Source organism: Bradyrhizobium sp. 18BD, assembly GCF_054185225.1.
In genome coordinates this window covers 226,896-246,154 of the sequence record NZ_JAVAYL010000012.1, presented here as the reverse complement: position 1 = coordinate 246,154, position 19,259 = coordinate 226,896, and the positions used below count along the sequence as shown (strand labels likewise).

Sequence of the window (19,259 nt, the reverse complement as noted above, 5' to 3'; positions counted from 1 at the left end):
CGCGAAGCCTCAGCCGCACGGTGTAGCATGCCGTGCCCTCCGAGCCGGACATCCGGGCTCGGCCTTTCATAAGGATGATGATGTCCTCTTACCGATCGGCGGCCTGCCTCCTTGCCGCACTGCTTTCGACGAGCGTCCTCTCCGCAGGCGCCGCCCTCGCCCAGACCACGGTGACATCGGCGCCGCCCGCCAGCTTCACGCTTAGCAACGGCATGCAGGTCGTGGTGATCCCGGATCACCGCACGCCCGTCGTCACCGAGATGATCTGGTATAAGGTCGGCTCGGCCGACGAGACGCCGGGCAAATCCGGGCTCGCGCACTTCCTCGAGCACCTGATGTTCAAGGGCACCTCGAATCATCCGGTCGGTGAATTCTCCCAGACCGTGCTGCGCGTCGGTGGCAACGAGAACGCCTCGACCTCGGTCGACTACACCAATTACTACCAGCGTGTGCCCAAAGAGCAGCTGCCGACCATGATGGAGTTCGAGGCCGATCGCATGACCGGCCTGATCCTCAAGGACGAGAACGTGCTGCCCGAGCGCGACGTCGTGCTCGAAGAGTACAACATGCGCGTCGCCAACAATCCCGACGCGCGGCTCAACGAGCAGATCATGGCCGCGCTCTATCTCAACCATCCCTACGGCCGGCCGGTGATCGGCTGGCACCAGGAGATCGAGAAGCTCGACCGCGAGGACGCGCTCACCTTCTACCGCCGCTTCTACGCGCCCAACAACGCGATCCTGGTGATCGCCGGCGATGTCGAGGCCGCCGACGTGCGCCCGCTGGTGGAGCGCAATTTCGGCGCGATCCCGGCCCAGCCCGCGATCCCGGCGCGCCGCATCCGTCCGCAGGAGCCGGAGCCTGCGGCACCGCGCACCGTCACGCTGGCCGACCCGCGCGTCGAGCAGCCGGGCCTGCGCCGCTATTATCTCGTGCCCTCCGCAACGACGGCCGCGGCCGGTGAAAGCGCAGCCCTCGACGTGCTGGCGCAGCTGATGGGCAGCGGCAGCAACTCCTATCTCTACCGCGCGCTCGTCGTCGACAAGCCGCTCGCGGTCTCCGCCAGCGCCAGCTATTCGAGCATCTCGCTCGACCCGACCCAGTTCGCGGTCTCGGCCTCGCCGAAGCCGGGCGTCAGCTTCACCGAGGTCGAGCAGGTGATCGACGGCGTCATCGCCGACATCGCGCAGAACCCGATCCGCGCCGAAGACCTCGAGCGCGTGAAGACCCAGCTGATCGCCGAGGCGATCTACGCCCAGGACAATCAGGCTGTGCTGGCGCGCTGGTATGGCGGCGCGCTGACCACGGGCCTGTCGATCGAGGACATCCGGAGCTGGCCCGACCGCATCCGCGCGGTCACCGCCGAGCAGGTTCGCGCCGTCGCGCAGAAATGGCTCGAGAAGAAGCGCTCGGTGACGGGCTATCTGATCAAGGACACCAGTGCCGCCAAGCGCGAGGAGAAGCGTTCGTGACCTATCCCTTCCTTCGACGCGTTGCCTTCTCTCTCGCTACCGGCGCGGCACTCGCGCTCGCGACGGTCTCGCCGTCGCAGGCCGCGGCCAAGATCCAGCGCCTGGTCTCCCCCGGCGGCATCGAGGCCTGGTTCGTGCAGGACGCAACCGTGCCGCTGATCGCCATGGAATATTCCTTTGCCGGCGGTTCGGCGCAGGATCCCAAGGACAAGTCGGGCGTCGCCAATCTCGTCGGCGACCTGCTCGACGAGGGCTCCGGCGACATGGACTCCAAGACCTTCCACGAGCGGCTAGACCGCCGCGCCATCGAGTTGTCCTTCAGCGCCACCCGCGACACCTTCCGCGGCAGCCTGCGCATGCTGCGCGACAACAAGGACGAGGCCTTCGACCTGCTCAGGAGCGCGCTGACCTCGCCGCATTTCGATGCCGCCGACGTCGAGCGCATCCGCTCGCAGGTGATCTCGGGCCTGCGCCGCGAGACCACCAATCCGTCGTCGCTGGCGAGCCGCAAATTCCTCGAGGTCGCGTTCGGCGACCATCCCTACGGCCGGCAGACCAATGGCACGCTGGACAGCGTGCCGACCGTCACGGTCGCCGACATGAAGGACTATCTCGGCCGCGTCCTCGCCAAGGACGGGCTGAAGATCGCGGTGGTCGGTGACGTCGATCCCGCCACCCTCGGTAAGCTGCTCGACCACACCTTTGGGAGCCTGCCCGCAAAGGCCAATCTGACGCCGGTGCCCGACATCGAGGCGGCAAAGCCGCCGCAGCGCGCCTTCGTGCCGCTCGACGTCCCGCAGACCGTCATCACCTTCGGCGGTCCCGGCGTGAAGCGCAGCGATCCGAACTTCATGGCCGCCTATGTCGTCAACCACATCCTGGGTGGTGGCGGATTGTCCTCCCGGCTCTATCGCGAGGTCCGCGAGAAGCGCGGTCTCGCCTATTCGGTGTTCGAATCCCTGCTCTGGATGGAGCACTCGGCGATCTTCATCGGCAATACCGGCACCCGCGCCGACCGCGCCGGCGACACCTTCGATGCCATCGACAAGGAGGTGCGCCGCATCGCCGAGGAGGGCCCGACGCAGAAGGAGCTCGACGAGGCCAAGTCCTACCTCAAGGGCTCGCAGATGCTGGCGCTGGATACGTCCTCGAAGCTCGCGCAGGCGCTGCTGCAATATCAGCAGGACAAGCTGCCGATCGACTATATCGAGAAGCGTAATGCCATCGTCGATGCCGTGACCATCGACGACGCCAAGGCCGCCGCGAAGCGCCTCTGGGGCGAGGGTCTCCTGACCGTCGTCGTCGGCCGCGCCCCGCAGGCCGCCGCTCAGCCGGCGGCGGCTCCGGCGACGAAGTCGAACTGATCTCCGCTGACGTCTCTGAAATGGCCGGGCTCGCCCCGGCCATTTTTCGTTTCCACGATGCACCATTGCCGAACGTGGATGTTCCGCGATATGTCGTGACATCACAAATGGTGCCATCATGCTGCGGATATCCCGCGATCTCGTCATCGACGAGGACGACATCGAGATCGGCTTTGTCCGCGCCTCCGGCCCGGGCGGGCAGAACGTCAACAAGGTCTCGACCTCGGCCCAATTGCGCTTCGACACGCGCAAGCTGACAATGCCGGAGGACGCAGCGATCCGGCTCGCCCGCATCGCCGGCCAGCGCATGACCAAGGACGGCGTGATCGTGATCCACGCCCAGCGCTTCCGCACCCAGGAGCGTAACCGGCAGGATGCCATCGACCGTCTCGTCGAGATCCTGACGGAAGCCATGATCCGGCCGAGGCCGCGCCGCGCGACGCGGCCGACCTTCGCCTCCAAGCAGCGCCGGCTCGACGGCAAGAAACGCCGCAGCGACGTCAAGGCCGGGCGCGGCGGCCGCTTCGACGACTAGCAAACGCGGCCAAGAAACTCCGGCCGCGGGGGCGACCGGAGTTCTGTTGTATTACCCGGCTGGCTAGTAACGTTTACCCGTGGCCGCACCGCCCGTCGCGGTATCGTCTGCCGTTCCCTTCTGCACAGCGCTGCCCGTGGTCCCGACCGTACCTCGGGTACCCTTGGTCGACTTCATACCGGTCTTCTCGCCCGCCGCGCCGGGCTGCGCATTCATCTCCTCATCGCCGCTGCCCATCGTGCCGCCTTGCATGGGTTTGCTTTGCACGGTGCCGCCTGGCTTGGCGGTCGGGGGCGCGCCTTGCGCGAGAACGGGCGTCGCAATGAGAGCCGACAGAGCGCATGCGATCATCGAGGTCTTCACCAACTTCATCCATTTCTCCTGGATTTTTTCGCGATGAATGGCGCGGCGGCTCGCTGCGCCGCTCGTCAGCACCGGACCATTTGCATCGCGTAGACATTTCAAGCGGCGCGACCGTCATGCAATGCGCATGGTGTGGTGAACGTTTAGGGATTTGACGGCGGTTTCGCGGAATTGTGCTCCGCATATAAGGCAGCGCGGAACATCGCACGCCGCAAGGCATCTCTGCGGAAAGCGAAACAGCCCGCTACTACCACCGCATCTTTGCCGACGCCTAGTGTTTGCGCAATTTGATGTGGATGGGCGGATTCTTGGCGATGCGCGCGATCGTGCTGGGATTGTGCACCGCGATGGTGCTGGTGGTGCGAGTTGCCGATGCGCAAATGCCGTTACCGGTCGCAAAGCCGCCGGATGGCGCCTCGCTGTTCAAGCAGCAATGCGCAGTGTGCCACACGTTGAGCCTGTCGGAACCGATGCGGCAAGGCCCGCCGCTGGTGAAGATCGTCGGCCGTCCCGCCGGCAAGACCGACGGCTTCAAATACTCGGAGGCGCTGTCGAAGGCGGACTTCGCCTGGGACGACACCAGGCTCGACGCCTGGCTGGCCAATCCGCAAGCCGTCATTCCCGGCGTGACCATGGTCTACCGGCAGGCCAAGCCTGAGACGCGCGCCGCCATCATCACTTATCTGAAGGAGCAGAACTGAATGGCAAAGCCCGTTCATTCCATGATCCGCGTGCTCGACGAAGCGCGCGCACTCGACTTCTACAAACGCGCCTTCGGTCTCGAGGTCACCGACCATCTGAAGTTCGTGGACTTTGCCCTGATCTATCTGCGTCATCCCTCCTCACCTTTCGAGGTCGAGCTGACGGTGAATTTCGATCGCAAGGAGCCCTACGTGCTCGGCGACGGCTACGGCCATCTCGCCGTGGTGGTCGAGGATCTCGATGCCGAGCATGCCCGCTTCGAGCGCGAGAAGCTCGCACCGGGGCCCCTGCGCGACTTCAAGCACGACGGCAAGACGCTGGCGCGCTTCTTCTTCGTCAGCGATCCCGATGGCTACAAGATCGAGGTGATCCAGCGAGGCGGACGTTTCGGCTGATCAAACACAAAAATCCAAATCATAAAAATCCACGGAGGAATGCCATGAGAGAAATCGATCGTCGAAGCAAGCACAGCCGCCGCGTCTTTCTCAAGGGCGCGGCGACCGCCGTCCCGGTCGTCGCCGTCGCGACCAGCGTATCCGTCAGCATCGATGACGCCTGGGCCGAGGATGCCAGCGCACTGTCGCCGGCGACCATGAAGACGCTGCTCAAGGTCGCGCGCGACATCTATCCACACGATGTCCTCGGTGAAAGCTACTACATCACCGCGATCAAGCCATGGGACGGTAAGGCAGCGAAGGACCCCGCCGTCAAGTCGCTGATCAGCGATGGCATCACGCGGCTCGACCAGAACGCGCGCGATCGCCACAAGGTCGCTTACGCCGAAGTGCCGTGGGAGGCCGACCGCGTCGTGCTGTTGAAGGAGATCGAGCAGAGCGACTTCTTCCAGAAGGTGCGCGGCGACCTCATCGTCTCGCTCTACAACCAGAAAGAGGTCTGGCCGCGGTTCGGCTACGAAGGCTCCTCCGCCGAGCACGGCGGCTACATCAACCGCGGCTTTGCCGACATCGACTGGCTGCCGAAGGCTTAAGCCACCCAACGGTTCAGGAGAACGCATATGGCAAAATTCGATCTGAACGATTCTGGCGTTGTGGTGATCGTCGGCTCCGGCGCCGGCGGCGGAACGCTGGGCAATGAGCTCGCACAGAAGGGCGTCAAGGTGGTGATCCTTGAAGCCGGCCCGCGCATCGAGAACCAGGACTTCGTCAACGACGAGTGGGAGAGCTTTTCCCAGCTCGCCTGGAACGATGCGCGCACCACGTCGGGCACATGGCGCGTTGCCAAGGACTTCTCAGGCCTTCCTGCCTGGATCGTCAAGGCGGTCGGCGGCTCGACGACACATTGGGCCGGCGCGTCGCTGCGCTTCGACGAGCACGAGTTCAAGGTGAAGAGCACCTACGGCAACATTCCCGGCGCTAACCTGCTGGACTGGCCGGTCACGCTGGCCGAAATGGAGCCGTGGTACGCCAAGGCCGAGGACAAGATGGGCGTGACTCGCACCAACGGCATTCCCGGACTTCCCGGCAACAATAATTTCAAGGTGCTCGAAGCCGGCGCGAAGAAGCTCGGCTACAAGACCGTGCACACCGGCAACATGGCGATCAACAGCCAGCCGCGCGACGGACGCGGCTCCTGCCAGCAGATCGGCTTCTGCTTCCAGGGCTGCAAATCCGGTGCGAAATGGTCGACGCTCTACACCGAGATCCCCAAGGGCGAAGCGACCGGCAATCTCGAAGTCCGGCCCGGCAGCATGGTGGTCAAGGTCGAGCATGACGCCGGCGGCAAGGTCACCGGCGTCGTCTATGCCGACGAGACCGGCGCCATGCAGCGCCAGAAGGCCCGCATCGTCGCGGTCGCCGGCAACTCCATCGAAAGCCCGCGGCTGCTGCTCAACAGCGCCTCGAGCATGTTCCCCGACGGCCTTGGCAACTCAAGCGGCCAGGTCGGCCGCAACTACATGCGTCACATGACCGGCAGCGTCTATGCCGTATTCGAGAAGTCGGTGCACATGTATCGCGGCACCACCATGGCCGGCATCATCCGCGACGAAGCCGCCAACAATCCGAAGCGCGGCTTCGTCGGCGGTTACGAGATGGAGACGCTGTCGATCGGCCTGCCCTTCATGGCGGCGTTCCTCAATCCCGGCGCCTGGGGCCGTTCGTTCACTGCGGCACTCGACGGCTATCCGCGGATGGCCGGCATGTGGCTGGTCGGCGAGGACATGCCGCAGGAGACCAACCGCATCACGCTCGATCCGGTCGTGAAGGACAAGCACGGACAGGCAGTCGCAAGCGTGCATTTCGACGATCATCCCAACGACCTTGCCATGCGCGCCCACGCCTACAAGCAGGGCGCCGCGGTCTACGACGCCGTCGGCGCCACCGTGACCTATCCGACCCCGCCCTATCCGAGCACGCACAATCTCGGCACCAACCGGATGAGCGAGAAGCCACGGGATGGCGTGGTCAACAAGTTCGGCCAGAGCCACGACGTCAAGAACCTGTTCGTCTCCGACGGCAGCCAGTTCACCAGCGGCGCGGCCTGCAACCCGACGCTGACCATCGTCGCGCTCGCGATCCGGCAGGCGGACTACATTGCGGGCGCGATGCAGAAGAAGGAGATTTGAGGCCGGCTCTCTCCCCCCGTCATTGCGAGCGCAGCGAAGCAATCCAGAAATCCCTGCGGAAAGACTCTGGATTGCTTCGTCGCTTGCGCTCCTCGCAATGACGGCGGAGGGAGTCTCGTAGCCCGGATGGAGCGAAGCGTAATCCGGGGCCGTTGTCGCTTGTCGCCCGCATCCCGGATTGCGCTGCGCTTCATCCGGGCTACGCAGTTTTGTTGGGACGGCTACTCGGCCGCATCGAGAATCGGCGCCACCGTCGCCTTGAAATCCGGCACCGGCACCATGCTCCTCGAACGATAGATCAGACACGAGCAGCGCAGCAGCGAGGCGAAATTGTTGACCTCGCCGTGATGGTCGAGCACCTCGTTGTAGAGCGTGGTCAGGAACTTGCCGAGGCTCATGCTCTCCTTGGCCGCGATCTCCTCCAGCGTGTCCCAGAACGCCATCTCGAGCCTGATCGAGGTGCAGTGTCCGCCGATCCGCAAGGATCGGGTCTGGGATTCGTAGTCACGTTGGGGCTGGTGCGCGAAGAGATGGCACATGGCGTCCTCCCGTCCTGTTGCCATTTTTTCACGATGCTACACTTCTGCCCGGCACCCCACAATCACGACGATGGCTCCATCCGGCCTCCGCGATTTTCGCGAACGTCCAATGTCTTCAATGTGATAGACAGCCCTCTTCCCCAGGCCGCCACGTCCCTGTTGCCCAACGCATGCTTTTGACGCAACACGGCCTAGAATAGCGCCGTCAGCGAATCCAGATAGCAAATCCAAGTCTGAGCCCATGCCCGTCCGCCAATTGCCAGAACAGGTCGTCAACCGCATCGCCGCCGGCGAGGTGGTCGAGCGTCCGGCGAGCGTGGTCAAGGAACTGGTCGAGAACGCCATCGATGCCGGCGCGAGCCGGATCGACGTCTTCACCGATGGCGGCGGCCGCCGGCGGATCGGCATCACCGACGACGGTAGCGGCATGACCGCAAAAGACCTCGCGCTCGCGGTCGAACGCCATGCGACCTCAAAGCTCGACGACGAGGATCTGCTCCAGATCCGCACCCTCGGGTTCCGCGGCGAGGCGCTGCCCTCGATCGGCTCGGTCGCGCGTCTGTCCATCACCACGCGCCATGCCAGCGAACCGCACGCCTGGGCGCTCAATGTCGAGGGCGGCGAGAAGTCCGAGATCATGCCGGCGGCACTGGCGCACGGCACCCGCGTCGAGGTCAACGACCTCTTCTATGCAACACCGGCGCGGCTGAAGTTTTTGAAGACCGACCGCACCGAGGCGGAGGCGATCCGCGAGGTGGTGCGGCGCCTCGCCATGGCACGGCCGGACGTCGCCTTCACGCTGGCGGGCGAAGAGCGCGCACCGGTGACCTGGGCCGCCGCGCTGCCCGGTGCTGCCGGCCGGCTGACGCGGCTCGGCGACATCCTCGGCGCGGAGTTCCGCAGCCATGCCTTCGAGGTCCATGCCGAGCGCGAGGGCGTCGTCGTCTCCGGCTATGCCGCAGCCCCCGCGCTGACCAAAGCCAACGCGCTCGGGCAATATCTCTTCGTCAACGGCCGGCCCGTCCGCGACAAGCTGATCCTCGGCGCGGTGCGCGGGGCCTATGCCGACTATCTGCCGCGCGACCGTCACCCGGTGCTCGCGCTGTTCGTGACCCTCGATCCGCGCGAGGTCGACGCCAACGTGCATCCGGCCAAGACCGAGGTGCGCTTCCGCAATGCCGGCCTCGTCCGTGCGCTGATCGTGCACGGCTTGAAGGAAGGCCTTGCGCGCGAGGGCCGCCGCACCGCCGCCAATAGCGGCGAGAGCGCCCTGTCATCGTTCCGGCCAGCCTTCACGCCGCCGCGTCCGGCAAGCTGGGACTGGCGCGCCTCGCCGTCGGCTCCGGTCGCGCCGATGCCGTCATTCGAGGGCTCCGCCGCCCCCGCTTTCGCCGAGCGCGCGCAGGCGGCCTTCGACGTCGGCGCACCCAGCGCGGACGTGCGGTTCGAGACGCAGCCGGTCGCGGACCTCGTCGACCGCCCGCTCGGCGCGGCGCGCACGCAGATCCACGAGACCTATATCGTCTCGCAGACCCGCGACGGCCTGATCATCGTCGACCAGCACGCCGCGCATGAGCGCATCGTCTATGAGCGGCTCAAGGCGTCACTCGCCGAGAACGGTGTGCAGCGGCAGATCCTGTTGATCCCCGAGATCGTCGAGATGGACGAGGCGACAGTGGAACGCTTGCTGGAGCGCAGCGAGGAACTGGCCTCGTTCGGCCTCGCGATCGAATCCTTCGGCCCCGGCGCCGTCGCGGTGCGCGAGACGCCGTCGCTGCTCGGCAAGACCAACGCGGGCGGGCTGCTGCGCGATCTCTCCGAGCATATGGCCGAATGGGACGAGGCGCTGCCGCTGGAACGCCGCCTGATGCACGTCGCCGCCACCATGGCCTGCCACGGCTCGGTGCGCGCCGGCCGCCGGCTGCGACCGGAGGAGATGAACGCCCTGCTCCGCGAGATGGAGGAGACGCCGAACTCCGGCCAGTGCAATCACGGCCGGCCGACCTATGTCGAACTGAAGCTGAGCGATGTGGAGAAGCTGTTCGGGCGGCGGTGATCTTCGTAGGGCGGGTTAGCGTAGCGTAACCCGCCGTTTTGTATCCGCGGAGAGAGACGATGGCGGATTAAGCTTCGCTAATCCGCCCTACGCAGAAACACGAACTCCGTATCGTCATACGCCCGCCGCTCCAGCTCCTCGTACCCTTCCGGCGTCACGAACTGTGCGGCCTTCGCCTCTTCCACCACCAGCAGCGCACCCGGCGTCAGCCAGCCGCCATCCCGCAAGGACGCGAGCGCCTTCTCCGCAAAGCCCTTGCCATAGGGCGGATCGAGGAACACCAGCGAGAACGGCTCGACCGGATGTGCGGAGCCAAGGTCGGTCGCATCGCGGCGATAGACTTTTGTGACGCCGCCGAGGCCCAGCGATTCCACATTGTTGCGCAGCAACGCGCGCGCTTCCGCACCATTGTCCACGAACAGCGTGAACTTCGCGCCGCGTGACGACGCCTCGATGCCGAGCGCGCCGGTACCGGCGAAGAGATCGAGCACGCGCGCGTCCTCGATCGGATCGTCGTAAGCGTGCACGAGGATGTTGAACAGGGACTCGCGCAAGCGGTCCGCCGTCGGGCGGATGTCGCGCGAGGACGGTGAGGCGAGATTGCGCCCCTTCAACCTGCCGCCGACGACGCGCATTACATTGCCCGTCCCGCGGCCACGCAAACGATGAGCTCTCCTCCCCCTTGCGGGGAGGGGTTGGGGAAGGGGGTGCCACGTGCACAGACCTCGCGTGTGGTACCCCCCTCCCTAACCCTCCCCCGCAAGGGGGGAGGGAACGAGAAAGAGCCGAGTGACGAACCGCACTCCACCTCACTCCTCCCGCGGCGTCAGATCGCGCTTGCCGTGATAGCCGCGCTTGGGACGGCGCGGCGGGCCGTAGCCGTTCGCCTCCATCTCGTTGCGCTCGCGGGCCTCCTCGCTGCCGGTGCGCTGCACCAGCACGCGGCGGCCCTTGCGGTCGTTGATCACCGCGCGTTTGCTCGCGGGTTTCTTTTCGCTCGGCGCGTCGTCGACGCGCGAAGCCTTCGAGGGCACGTCGAACTCGGCGCCCGACTTCTCGATCACCTTGTCGCCGAGCTGCTCACGCAACACGCGCGAGCGGATCTCGTCGACCTGGCCTTCGGGAATCTCGCCGAGCTGGAACGGGCCGTAGGACACGCGGATCAGCCGGTTCACCTCGAGGCCGAGATGGGCGCAGACGTTGCGCACCTCGCGGTTCTTGCCTTCGCGGATCGCGAACACCAGCCAGACATTGGCGCCCTGGTCGCGCTCCAGCGACGCCTCGATCGGACCGTATTTCACGCCCTCGACCTCGATGCCGCTCTTGAGCTCGTCGAGCTGCGCCTGGGTGACGTCACCATGGGCGCGAACGCGATAGCGGCGCAGCCAGCCGGTGTCGGGCAGCTCGAGCGTGCGCGCGAGGCCGCCGTCATTGGTGAGCAGCAGCAGGCCCTCGGTGTTGAAGTCGAGCCGGCCGACGCTGATCAGGCGCGGCAGGCCTTCGGGGAGATTGTCGAACACGGTCGGGCGACCCTCGGGATCGTCATGCGTGGTCATCAGCCCGCGCGGCTTGTGATAGAGGAATAGCCGCGTGCGCTCGCGCTCCGGCAACGGCTTGCCGTCGACCAGGACGACGTCGTTCTTGGTGATGTCAAGCGCCGGCGAGTTGATGACGCGGCCGTTGACGGTGACGCGGCCCTGCGTGACCATCTCCTCGGCGTCGCGGCGCGAGGCAAGCCCTGCACGTGCCAGCGCCTTGGCGATGCGCTCGCCGGTCTTCTTCGGCTTCGGCGCCTCGTCGCGACGCGGCCGTCCCTCGAAATCGCGATCGCGGTCGCGATAGGCGCCGCGGCCGCCGAACGCCGGACGCTTCTCGAAGATCCTGCTGTCGTCCTCGTTGTCGCGGCGCGGGCGATCGCCGAAACGGCCCTCGCTGCGCGGATGCTCCTGCCAGTCCCTGCGTCCCTCAGGCCGGCCCTCGCGCGAGCGATTGAACCGCGGACGGTCGTCACCGGAGCGCTCTTCGCGCGGGCGCGAGAAACGCGGGCGGTCGTCACCCCCCTCGTCGCGGCGCCGCTGGAAGCGCGGACGGTCCTCGCCGCCACGGCCACCGTCACGGCGGTCATCGCGCTTCTGCCAGGGCTTGTCCTCGCCGCGATCGCGGCCGCCGAAATCCTTGTCGAAGGACTTGCGCGGGCGATCGCCGCGCGGGCGGTCGTCGCGCTTCTGCCACGGCTTGGAGTCGCCCCGCTCGCCACCGCGTGAAAACTTCCGCTCGCCGTCGAACTTGCGTTCCGGACGTTCGCCGCGCGGCGCATAAGGCCGCTTGTCGCCGAACTTTCGCTCGCTGGAGCGGCCGGCGGGACGGGCATCGTCGCGATCCCGGCTGCGCGGCGGACGGTCGTCGCGGCCATAGGACGGGCGCTCACCGCGCGGCTTGAACGGCCGCTTCTCGCCGTCGCGCGAGGAGCGATCCGAGAACGGACGGTCGCCACGCGGCTTGAAGCTGCGCTCGCCCCGGCCCTCTCCGCCGCGGTCGTCGCGCTTGAAGCGGGGACGGTCGGAAAAATCGCGGCGCGGGGCATCGCCTTCCTCGCGGCGGCGGAACGGTCTACCCTCGCGGGGCGCGCGGCTCTCGCGGTCACCGCGGGGCGGGCGGCTGTCGCGGTCGCCCCTCCCCTCGCTCTTGCCTTCAAAACCGCGCTTGGCGAATTTCTTGTCGGGACCGCGCGGCTTGCCGCTGCGGCCGCCCTTCGACGGTCCCTTGGGGGGGCCTCGCCGGCCGCGGGAATCGTTGTCTTTGTCGCTGTTGCGAGGCATGAATAATCTCACTTAAGGGGGCGGCGCGGGAGCATTGCGCGCGCTCGTTCCAAGCCGCATGCTCAGGCAAAACCGGTATTCACTCTTGCTGAAGGCGGAGCTACTAGCAGGTTTCTTCGGATGATACGAGGCTTGAAAGCCCCCTCTTTCATGGATTTGGCGCTTCTGACGGCCGAAAATGCCGGAAAGGCGGGCGAAGTTCCGATCGGATGCGTGGTGGTCCGGGACTACGAGGTCATCGCCGCCGCCGGTAACCGGACGCTGACGGACCACGACCCCACCGCTCATGCCGAACTGGTGGCCCTGCGCGAGGCCGCCAGGAAAATCGGCAGCGAGCGCCTGGTGGACTGCGACCTCTACGTGACGCTGGAGCCCTGCACCATGTGTGCGGGCGCGATCTCCTTTGCAAGGGTCCGGCGGCTCTATTACGGCGCGGCCGACCCCAAGGGCGGCGCGGTCGAGTCCGGCGTGCGGTTCTTTGCCTCGCCGACCTGCCACCACGCGCCGGATGTCTATTCCGGCGTCGGCGAGAGCGAGGCGGCCCGGCTGCTGCGGGAGTTCTTCCGGGAGCGGCGCTAAGGCGCGAGGAAAAACTCGCGCAGCGCCTTCGCGGTCACATCGGGATTCTCCTCCGTGAGGAAGTGGCCTGAATCCACCGGCATGCCGTCGACATTGGTCGCCCACTGCTTCCACGTATCGAGCGGCGTGGCGGCGGCCTGCGCCACGCCGGCATTGCCCCACAATGCGAGCATCGGCACCGTGATCTTCTTGCCGGCTTCGAAATCGGCCTTGTCGAGGTCGTAGTCGAAATAGGCACCGGCGCGGTAGTCCTCGCACATCGCGTGGACGCGGGCGGGATCGCGGAACGGCGCGATGTAGTGCGCGAGTGCGCGCGCATCGATCGCATCGAGCGTCTTCGACTTGGTCTGGCTCGCCATCTTGAAGCGCAGGAAGAACTCGCCATTGCCCGAGATCAGCGTCTCCGGCAGCGGCGCGGGCTGGGCGAGGAAGGTCCAGTGATAGATCTTCAGCGCATAGGCGCGGTTCATCCGCTCCCAGTAATTATAGGTCGGCAGGATATCGAGCACGGCGAGCTTCGACAGCCGGCCGGGATGATCGAGCGCCAGCCGATAGGAAACACGGCCGCCGCGGTCGTGGCCGGCCAGTGCGAAGTGGACGTGGCCGAGCTGCTCCATCGCCTCGACCATCGCTTTCGCCATCGCGCGCTTGCTGTAGGGGATGTGCAGTGCATCGCTCGCGGGCATGTCGGACCAGCCATAGCCCGGCAGGTCGGCGATGATCAGCGTGAACTTGTCGGCCAATTGCGGCGCCACGCGGTGCCACATCACATGGGTCTCGGAGAAGCCGTGCAGCAGCAGCAGCGGCGGGCCGCTGCCGCCGACGCGGGCGAAGATGCGGCCGAGGGAGGTGTTGATCCATTCCGAGGCGAAGCCGGGGTAGAGGTCGGCGAGATCGGACATCTTCGGCATCCTTGTCTGGTCAGTCGCGAGGGGGGCCCAACAAATAAGTCGAAAAACAACCCCATGCACAGTAGCTAAGTTCAAGCCCCGCCTGCACATTTTTGAAGTGCCGACGGGCGCGGCACCAATTGCGCGCCGGACGGCAAAAACCCAGTCAGCTCCGTGCCTTCTCGGCTTTCACCGCCTGCCAGCCGATGTCGCGGCGGCAGAAGCCCTCCGGCCAGTTGATGCGGTCGACGGCCTGATAGGCGCGCGCCTGCGCCTCCGTCACGGTCGCCCCGAGCGCGCAGACATTGAGCACGCGACCGCCATTGGCGAGGATGGCGCCGTCCTTCGCCACCGTTCCGGCGTGGAAAATCTCCACCGTGTCCACCTTGGCGGCGTCATCGAGCCCCTCGATGCGCGTACCTTTTTGATAATCGCCGGGATAGCCCTTCGCCGCCATCACCACGGTGAGCGCTGATTCCGGATACCAGCGCAGATCGAAATTCTTCAACTGGCCGTCGCAGGCAGCGAGGAACGCCGGCACGATGTCCGACATCATGCGCAGCATCAGCACCTGGCACTCGGGATCGCCGAAGCGGACGTTGAACTCGAACAGCTTTGGCCCCTGCGTCGTCAGCATGATGCCGGCGTAGAGGATGCCGCGGAACGGCGTGCCGCGCTGCTTCATGCCGGCGACCGTCGGCAGAATGATCTTCGCCATGATCGTGTCGTGGATTGCCGGCGTCACCAGCGGTGTCGGCGAATAGGCGCCCATGCCGCCGGTGTTCGGGCCGACGTCGTGGTCGAACACGCGCTTGTGGTCCTGCGCGGAGGCCAGCGGAATGGCGGTCTCGCCGTCGCACAGCGCAAAAAAGCTGATCTCGCGGCCGGGCAGAAATTCCTCGATCACGACCTCGGCGCCGGCCTCGCCAAAGGCGCCCTCGAACATCATGGCGATGGCGTCCTCGGCCTCGCGCACGGTCTTGGCGACGACGACGCCCTTGCCGGCGGCGAGCCCGTCGGCCTTCACCACGATCGGCGCGCCCTGGCTGATGACGTAGTCGCGCGCATCCTCAGGCCTGGTGAAGCGCTTGTAGGCGCCGGTCGGAATGCCGAATTCGGTGCAGAGCGCCTTGGTAAAGCCCTTAGAGCTTTCGAGCTGGGCGGGGATCTTGTTCGGACCGAACGCCTTGATGCCGGCAGCAGTGAGATCGTCGACGATGCCGGCGGCAAGCGGCGTCTCCGGGCCGACCACGACCAGGTCGACTGCGTTCGTCTTGCAGAAGTCGATCACCGCGGCATGGTCGGCAACGTCGAGCGCCACGCATTCCGCCTCGCGCGCGATGCCGGCATTGCCGGGCGCGCACCAGAATTTGGTCACCAGGGGAGAGGCTGCGATCTTCCACGCCAGGGCATGTTCGCGGCCGCCGGAACCAAGCAGGAGAATGTGCATCGAAGGCTCGAAATGAGGGGTTTTGCTGGGGCCGGAGGTCGCACGAATCGGGGTGGGGCTCAAGGGGGTGACCATCCATTCCCCGTCATTCCGGGACGTGACCACTGATGGAATTCGCCGCACCGGTGGAGATGATGGTCACGTCGGCCTGAAAGCCGCAACTTTCGGTGGCGCCCTCCTGAACGCTGTACTAGCGTGAACGGGGGGAAATCACATGGCACGGTTTGGGTCCGTATTGCTTTGCTTGGCCGCGATGCTGCTGTCAGGCTGCATAACTACTGCCATGCAGGGTTACGCTGACCGAGATTTACCGGCGCGGCCCGTACAACGCATAGCAGCTTACGTCGTCGCGCCGACAGCACTGGCTTCCAGTTTCCAATCGAGCATCGCTGAGGAATCGGCGAAGCGGGGTATTGGGGCCGAAGATGCTTACGCGCTCCTTCCACCGACGCGAACTTACACTGACGCGGAAATTCGGAAAGTATTGGCCGACAACAGCGTCGATGCAGTTCTAATCATAAATGTGGGGGATACGGGCGTCGTCAAGGAATACGCTGGCACGTTCTTTCAAGGCCAATATTCGGGTTCGACCGATGTTAGCGGCACTGTCACACGCAACGGAAATATCTCGAATGTTTCCCTCGCAGGAAGTACGTCCGGAACGATGACTGGAACAACAACCCCCATGCACAGATACAGTCGCCAAACGGTGTTCAAGGCACGCCTCGTTGATCCGGCTACCGCAAGAAACCTCTGGGTGGGGTCGGGAGAGGTGAGCGCGGGTGGCCGACTTTTCGTCGGAAACGGAAGCAGCGCATCAAGCTCTGTTTCTGCAATTTTTGATGATTTACGCTCCAAGAAGATAATCGGCGGCACCTCTTAGACGGCGAACGCCACAACAGAGATGGCGCTTCTTCAAGGTGCAGCCCGACAGCTTGCGATCCGCGCGCGACTCGCACCGCGACCTAACTGCGCAAAATTACGGCGACAGTGCACAAAACTCCCAAAGCATTGCTCACATGTTTAGTGCACTGTCACCGTAATTCCAGCTTCCTTAACGTGCTGACGGTTGGCTACAGAAATCCCGCCGCACACATCACGGAGCTGGGGCAGCTCGACTACAACAAGTGCCGCGAACTTGTTATCGGTGCGGATGGCGGCCTATGGAAGCTCTTGGTTTCCACAGTCAGACATCGCAGCTAAAGGCGGATTTGGCCATTACAGTGACAGTGCACTGAATTCCAAAGCATCAGTTGACACAGTTTAGTGCACTGTAATCGCAGGTCATTCATCGCTCGGGTTCGGGACGTTCACAGCCATGACGGTCAAGATGATCTGCCGCGCGGGGTCGTCCTTGCAGGCGAACACGTAGCGATATCGGGTCTCCGTTTCCTGCACCGGATCGCGTTTACAGTTCGGGTGCTCGCTCGCGGTCTCCACCATCTTCTTGACCATGGCGGTGAAGTTCTTGTTGCGGTTGAACATGATCAGCGCGGCTTTGGTGTCGCGCCACGTCAGGTAACCGAGGAGCTGGTCGAGGGCGTCCATCAGCGTCTGTGGGCCGTGCCAGTACTTGCATTCAGCGATGAATACGTTGCGGTTGTTTTCCCGGATCAGGATGTCCGTCTTGCCGCTGGCATTAAAGGTCTCGCCCGTTGCGCGGCCCTCGTAGTGGCCGTTGAGGACGACGAGGTAAAAATCCCTGAGGTGCTCTTCCTCCAGGCGCTCAAACGCCGTGGGGCTGCGCTCCATCATCACGGACATGTCGTCGATGATCTTGAGGATGTGCTGGTACTCCGCCTCTTCAAGGGCGGGCTCGGGGGAATAGGCTGTCGAGGTCTGAGGAGGCAGTGAAGGCCTAATTCGGCGTCGCATCTGCGCCGGGACATGGGTCATCGGGACGTGACCGGCACGCACCATTGGATAGCCCAGAGACTCAGCGATACTCCGCGCCGCCAAAATGCCTTTCTTCCGTTCCTCCACGAGTTTGCGGACCTTAGGCCTCAAAGCGTCGTTGAAAGGCTTCACGACCTTCTCCTGACCGCTGAGCCGCATCTTGATAGCGTCGATGACCTTCTTAAAGTGGGCCTGCAGCTCCTCCTTGGTGAGGTTGTAGCCCGAAGCGGTGAGGGTGATGCCGTCCTCGTTGGCCTTCGCCCGCGGCGAGTCGCCGACCGACAACGAGGAGGAGTGGCGGAACAGCCCGAGGTGGCCCTCAAACGGGACCGTAATCCTATACTGGAAGCCCTGCACGCTGATCATGCGACCGTAATCCCGCACCTCCCGAGTCACCTCACGCGGGTCGGCCTGAAAGGTCTTGTCCTCCAGCAGAACAGGGACTTCGAGATGGCAAACGTCGTAGGCCTGCTCGACGATGTCCTCGGCCGGCGTCGACAGCAGCGCATCGCTGCCGTACTCCGCGACGACGTTCTCCGCGCGACCTTTCTGCATGTCGATGAGCGTTGACAACGATTGGTCGCTGAAAAGCGTCTCGCTGACGGGTTCTTGGTCGGAAAAAAATGGCATAGGTCATCCGGGAAATTGAAGATTTACGGTGACAGTGTTGGACTACCAATCAGTGGACAGGGTTTAGTGCACTGTCACCGTAATACTTCAAGGCAGCCAAGGTCGTGGACATCCGCGCGGCCAATCGTTGAACAGCAAAGGAGTGATGTACATCGCAGCATAAGCCTTGGCGCTTTAACAGCTCACCTCAAGATCAGAGTGTGCTGCTCATTATCCACCGACCACGATTTGAACTTGCTCAAAAAACTTTGACCCAAGAGAATTGTCGCATTCACTGAGGCAATGCTCCCAACTACGTTCTCGACGGTCTTATTTCCAACTTTCAGTGACCGAATGCGAAACCGATGGGACGGTACCTTTGAACCGTCCGCGAGAACATAGATTTGTTCGCCCAAAAAATCCTCATCCGTAATAGTCTTGGTGCGTATCAAGGTTGAAACAATATCGGCGGGAATACTTACGTCACTTGCGCCGCTATCAACTATGGCCGGCAACGTGATGATGTCGTTAAAGCGTACCGGAATGACATACACGCCGCCGCTTTTTTCCATGCTGATATTTTCCAACCCAGCAGCCGTTGCAACAGGTTTGCCGGCGACGTTCGTCGGACCTGCTGTTACGCGCTTTAACGCGCGTTGTGCATCGGGATACGACGGATCGACTTGTGCGAAGTATCGATAATCTGCAAGGGCGTCTTGGAGTTTGCCCTTCTTCTCGAAAGCGAGGCCTCTGTAGTAAAAAGCTCTGACATACTTTGGATCAATGCCGATGGCTCGGCTAAAATCGCTGATCGCGCGGTCGTAATCTCTCAACTCGTACCAAGCCAATCCCCGAGCAATATGAGCTTGAGCATGTCCTGTGTCATTCGCGATAACTTGATCGCAGGCCGAGATTATATCCCTAGGCGGCATTCCCGCAGTGAAGCAGTTTGAATTACTCTGCGCCGACGCTGCGCCGGTCATCGTCGCGAGCGCGAGTAGAACGAGCGGATTTATCTTGGTCATAAACCCCGGTTATCCTGAAGGGTGTCGAGAAACCTAAACTCGGTGCGTAGATTCGCGAGAAGCTGGGCCATGGCTTCGGGGTCGTCCGGCGCAGCACGCTCAATCTCGTCAATGATCGCAAGAACCGACCCGCACGCCTCCTCGATGTAGACGATTTTCTGCGCAAGGTCGCGGCGCGTCACGTCCCAGTGACCGCGATCTGGTTTCTTTCCCGTCAGCTTTTCATAGAACAGGGCTACTCGTTGCTCGTCCAGCTTCGCCATGATGCTACCGCCGGGGGCTGACTTGCCGACCGACGCCCTTCGCAAACGCCTCTCTCAGTGGCGCAAGTGCGTCTGCTCGTCGCGCAAATGCCTCTGCTCGTCGGCGCGCGCGG

Annotated in this window: 19 protein-coding genes; 10 read left to right on the top strand and 9 right to left on the bottom strand. The window is 64.2% G+C overall.

The features are described from left to right. Positions 1-77: 77 nt before the first annotated feature. The 3 genes from RAD16_RS22845 to arfB all read left to right on the top strand — a co-directional run bounded on the left by RAD16_RS22845 (position 78) and on the right by arfB (position 3,371). A complete protein-coding gene (locus RAD16_RS22845; protein WP_458160122.1) occupies positions 78-1,472 on the top strand; it encodes a M16 family metallopeptidase in 1,395 nt (464 codons plus the stop codon). Beyond that, the gene (locus RAD16_RS22840) at positions 1,469-2,836 is read left to right on the top strand and encodes a M16 family metallopeptidase (protein ID WP_458160097.1); all 1,368 of its coding nucleotides are present in this window, start codon (positions 1,469-1,471) and stop codon (positions 2,834-2,836) included. Before RAD16_RS22845 ends, RAD16_RS22840 begins: the two co-directional genes overlap by 4 nt. Before the next feature lie 118 nt (positions 2,837-2,954). After that, positions 2,955-3,371 carry an alternative ribosome rescue aminoacyl-tRNA hydrolase ArfB gene (gene arfB, locus RAD16_RS22835; protein WP_458160096.1) on the top strand — a complete coding sequence of 139 codons (417 nt, stop codon included), beginning with the start codon at positions 2,955-2,957 and terminating at the stop codon, positions 3,369-3,371. A gap of 63 nt (positions 3,372-3,434) precedes the next feature. Here arfB and RAD16_RS22830 read toward each other — a convergent pair whose 3' ends face one another. Beyond that, the gene (locus RAD16_RS22830) at positions 3,435-3,743 is read right to left on the bottom strand and encodes a hypothetical protein (protein ID WP_458160095.1); all 309 of its coding nucleotides are present in this window, start codon (positions 3,741-3,743) and stop codon (positions 3,435-3,437) included. A 305-nt stretch (positions 3,744-4,048) separates the two neighbouring features. Between RAD16_RS22830 and RAD16_RS22825 the strand changes: the two genes are divergently transcribed. The 4 genes from RAD16_RS22825 to RAD16_RS22810 are packed head-to-tail and all read left to right on the top strand — an operon-like array spanning position 4,049 to position 7,020. Further along, the gene (locus RAD16_RS22825; RefSeq protein WP_458160094.1) at positions 4,049-4,435 is read left to right on the top strand and encodes a c-type cytochrome; all 387 of its coding nucleotides are present in this window, start codon (positions 4,049-4,051) and stop codon (positions 4,433-4,435) included. Beyond that, on the top strand, positions 4,436-4,831 hold the full coding sequence (locus tag RAD16_RS22820; RefSeq protein ID WP_458160093.1) for a VOC family protein: 396 nt from the start codon (positions 4,436-4,438) through the stop codon (positions 4,829-4,831). Positions 4,832-4,875: 44 nt separating this feature from the next. Then, positions 4,876-5,424: a gluconate 2-dehydrogenase subunit 3 family protein gene (locus RAD16_RS22815; protein ID WP_458160092.1), complete on the top strand. Its 549-nt coding sequence runs from the start codon at positions 4,876-4,878 to the stop codon at positions 5,422-5,424. 27 nt (positions 5,425-5,451) lie between these two features. Beyond that, positions 5,452-7,020, top strand: a complete 1,569-nt coding sequence (locus tag RAD16_RS22810) for a GMC family oxidoreductase (protein ID WP_458160091.1) — start codon at positions 5,452-5,454, stop codon at positions 7,018-7,020. 221 nt (positions 7,021-7,241) lie between these two features. Here the strand turns inward: RAD16_RS22810 and RAD16_RS22805 are convergent, their stop codons facing one another. After that, positions 7,242-7,559 (bottom strand): ribbon-helix-helix domain-containing protein, encoded by a 318-nt coding sequence (locus tag RAD16_RS22805; protein WP_008544274.1) that lies wholly within the window; start codon positions 7,557-7,559, stop codon positions 7,242-7,244. Positions 7,560-7,800: 241 nt separating this feature from the next. On the opposite strand from RAD16_RS22805, the gene mutL reads away from it, so the two are divergent. After that, positions 7,801-9,615, top strand: a complete 1,815-nt coding sequence (mutL, locus tag RAD16_RS22800; protein WP_458160090.1) for a DNA mismatch repair endonuclease MutL — start codon at positions 7,801-7,803, stop codon at positions 9,613-9,615. A gap of 77 nt (positions 9,616-9,692) precedes the next feature. On the opposite strand, the gene rsmD is transcribed toward mutL, so the two are convergent. Both rsmD and RAD16_RS22790 read right to left on the bottom strand, forming a co-directional pair. After that, positions 9,693-10,250 carry a 16S rRNA (guanine(966)-N(2))-methyltransferase RsmD gene (gene rsmD, locus RAD16_RS22795; RefSeq protein ID WP_458160089.1) on the bottom strand — a complete coding sequence of 186 codons (558 nt, stop codon included), beginning with the start codon at positions 10,248-10,250 and terminating at the stop codon, positions 9,693-9,695. A gap of 174 nt (positions 10,251-10,424) precedes the next feature. Continuing rightward, complete coding sequence (locus RAD16_RS22790; protein ID WP_458160088.1) at positions 10,425-12,434, bottom strand: pseudouridine synthase; 2,010 nt, start codon at positions 12,432-12,434, stop codon at positions 10,425-10,427. Positions 12,435-12,554: 120 nt separating this feature from the next. Here RAD16_RS22790 and RAD16_RS22785 point away from each other — a divergent pair, with 120 nt between their 5' ends. Continuing rightward, positions 12,555-13,013, top strand: coding sequence for a nucleoside deaminase (locus RAD16_RS22785; protein WP_458160087.1), 459 nt, complete (start codon positions 12,555-12,557; stop codon positions 13,011-13,013). Here the strand turns inward: RAD16_RS22785 and RAD16_RS22780 are convergent. Both RAD16_RS22780 and purD read right to left on the bottom strand, forming a co-directional pair. Then, the gene (locus tag RAD16_RS22780; RefSeq protein ID WP_458160086.1) at positions 13,010-13,915 is read right to left on the bottom strand and encodes an alpha/beta fold hydrolase; all 906 of its coding nucleotides are present in this window, start codon (positions 13,913-13,915) and stop codon (positions 13,010-13,012) included. The genes RAD16_RS22785 and RAD16_RS22780 overlap by 4 nt on opposite strands. Positions 13,916-14,069: 154 nt before the next feature. Beyond that, the gene (purD, locus tag RAD16_RS22775; RefSeq protein ID WP_458160085.1) at positions 14,070-15,353 is read right to left on the bottom strand and encodes a phosphoribosylamine--glycine ligase; all 1,284 of its coding nucleotides are present in this window, start codon (positions 15,351-15,353) and stop codon (positions 14,070-14,072) included. Between the two features lie 214 nt (positions 15,354-15,567). On the opposite strand from purD, the gene RAD16_RS22770 reads away from it, so the two are divergent. Beyond that, positions 15,568-16,236, top strand: coding sequence for a hypothetical protein (locus RAD16_RS22770; RefSeq protein WP_458160084.1), 669 nt, complete (start codon positions 15,568-15,570; stop codon positions 16,234-16,236). 401 nt (positions 16,237-16,637) lie between these two features. Here RAD16_RS22770 and RAD16_RS22765 read toward each other — a convergent pair whose 3' ends face one another. The 3 genes from RAD16_RS22765 to RAD16_RS22755 all read right to left on the bottom strand — a co-directional run bounded on the left by RAD16_RS22765 (position 16,638) and on the right by RAD16_RS22755 (position 19,146). Beyond that, the gene (locus RAD16_RS22765; RefSeq protein ID WP_458160083.1) at positions 16,638-17,879 is read right to left on the bottom strand and encodes a hypothetical protein; all 1,242 of its coding nucleotides are present in this window, start codon (positions 17,877-17,879) and stop codon (positions 16,638-16,640) included. Between the two features lie 182 nt (positions 17,880-18,061). After that, positions 18,062-18,883, bottom strand: coding sequence for a tetratricopeptide repeat protein (locus RAD16_RS22760; RefSeq protein ID WP_458160082.1), 822 nt, complete (start codon positions 18,881-18,883; stop codon positions 18,062-18,064). After that, positions 18,880-19,146 carry a hypothetical protein gene (locus RAD16_RS22755; protein WP_458160081.1) on the bottom strand — a complete coding sequence of 89 codons (267 nt, stop codon included), beginning with the start codon at positions 19,144-19,146 and terminating at the stop codon, positions 18,880-18,882. Before RAD16_RS22755 ends, RAD16_RS22760 begins: the two co-directional genes overlap by 4 nt. Positions 19,147-19,259 lie beyond the last annotated feature (113 nt).

Excerpts from the sequence above, each read along its gene's own strand:
- RAD16_RS22845 (WP_458160122.1), top strand. The coding sequence starts at position 78 with ATGATGTCCTCTTACCGATCGGCGGCCTGCCTCCTTGCCGCACTGCTT.
- arfB (WP_458160096.1), top strand. The coding sequence starts at position 2,955 with ATGCTGCGGATATCCCGCGATCTCGTCATCGACGAGGACGACATCGAG.
- RAD16_RS22830 (WP_458160095.1), bottom strand. The coding sequence starts at position 3,743 with ATGAAGTTGGTGAAGACCTCGATGATCGCATGCGCTCTGTCGGCTCTC.
- RAD16_RS22825 (WP_458160094.1), top strand. The coding sequence starts at position 4,049 with ATGCGCGCGATCGTGCTGGGATTGTGCACCGCGATGGTGCTGGTGGTG.
- RAD16_RS22820 (WP_458160093.1), top strand. The coding sequence starts at position 4,436 with ATGGCAAAGCCCGTTCATTCCATGATCCGCGTGCTCGACGAAGCGCGC.
- RAD16_RS22815 (WP_458160092.1), top strand. The coding sequence starts at position 4,876 with ATGAGAGAAATCGATCGTCGAAGCAAGCACAGCCGCCGCGTCTTTCTC.
- RAD16_RS22810 (WP_458160091.1), top strand. The coding sequence starts at position 5,452 with ATGGCAAAATTCGATCTGAACGATTCTGGCGTTGTGGTGATCGTCGGC.
- RAD16_RS22805 (WP_008544274.1), bottom strand. The coding sequence starts at position 7,559 with ATGTGCCATCTCTTCGCGCACCAGCCCCAACGTGACTACGAATCCCAG.
- mutL (WP_458160090.1), top strand. The coding sequence starts at position 7,801 with ATGCCCGTCCGCCAATTGCCAGAACAGGTCGTCAACCGCATCGCCGCC.
- rsmD (WP_458160089.1), bottom strand. The coding sequence starts at position 10,250 with ATGCGCGTCGTCGGCGGCAGGTTGAAGGGGCGCAATCTCGCCTCACCG.
- RAD16_RS22790 (WP_458160088.1), bottom strand. The coding sequence starts at position 12,434 with ATGCCTCGCAACAGCGACAAAGACAACGATTCCCGCGGCCGGCGAGGC.
- RAD16_RS22785 (WP_458160087.1), top strand. The coding sequence starts at position 12,555 with ATGATACGAGGCTTGAAAGCCCCCTCTTTCATGGATTTGGCGCTTCTG.
- RAD16_RS22780 (WP_458160086.1), bottom strand. The coding sequence starts at position 13,915 with ATGTCCGATCTCGCCGACCTCTACCCCGGCTTCGCCTCGGAATGGATC.
- purD (WP_458160085.1), bottom strand. The coding sequence starts at position 15,353 with ATGCACATTCTCCTGCTTGGTTCCGGCGGCCGCGAACATGCCCTGGCG.
- RAD16_RS22770 (WP_458160084.1), top strand. The coding sequence starts at position 15,568 with ATGGCACGGTTTGGGTCCGTATTGCTTTGCTTGGCCGCGATGCTGCTG.
- RAD16_RS22765 (WP_458160083.1), bottom strand. The coding sequence starts at position 17,879 with ATGCCATTTTTTTCCGACCAAGAACCCGTCAGCGAGACGCTTTTCAGC.
- RAD16_RS22760 (WP_458160082.1), bottom strand. The coding sequence starts at position 18,883 with ATGACCAAGATAAATCCGCTCGTTCTACTCGCGCTCGCGACGATGACC.
- RAD16_RS22755 (WP_458160081.1), bottom strand. The coding sequence starts at position 19,146 with ATGGCGAAGCTGGACGAGCAACGAGTAGCCCTGTTCTATGAAAAGCTG.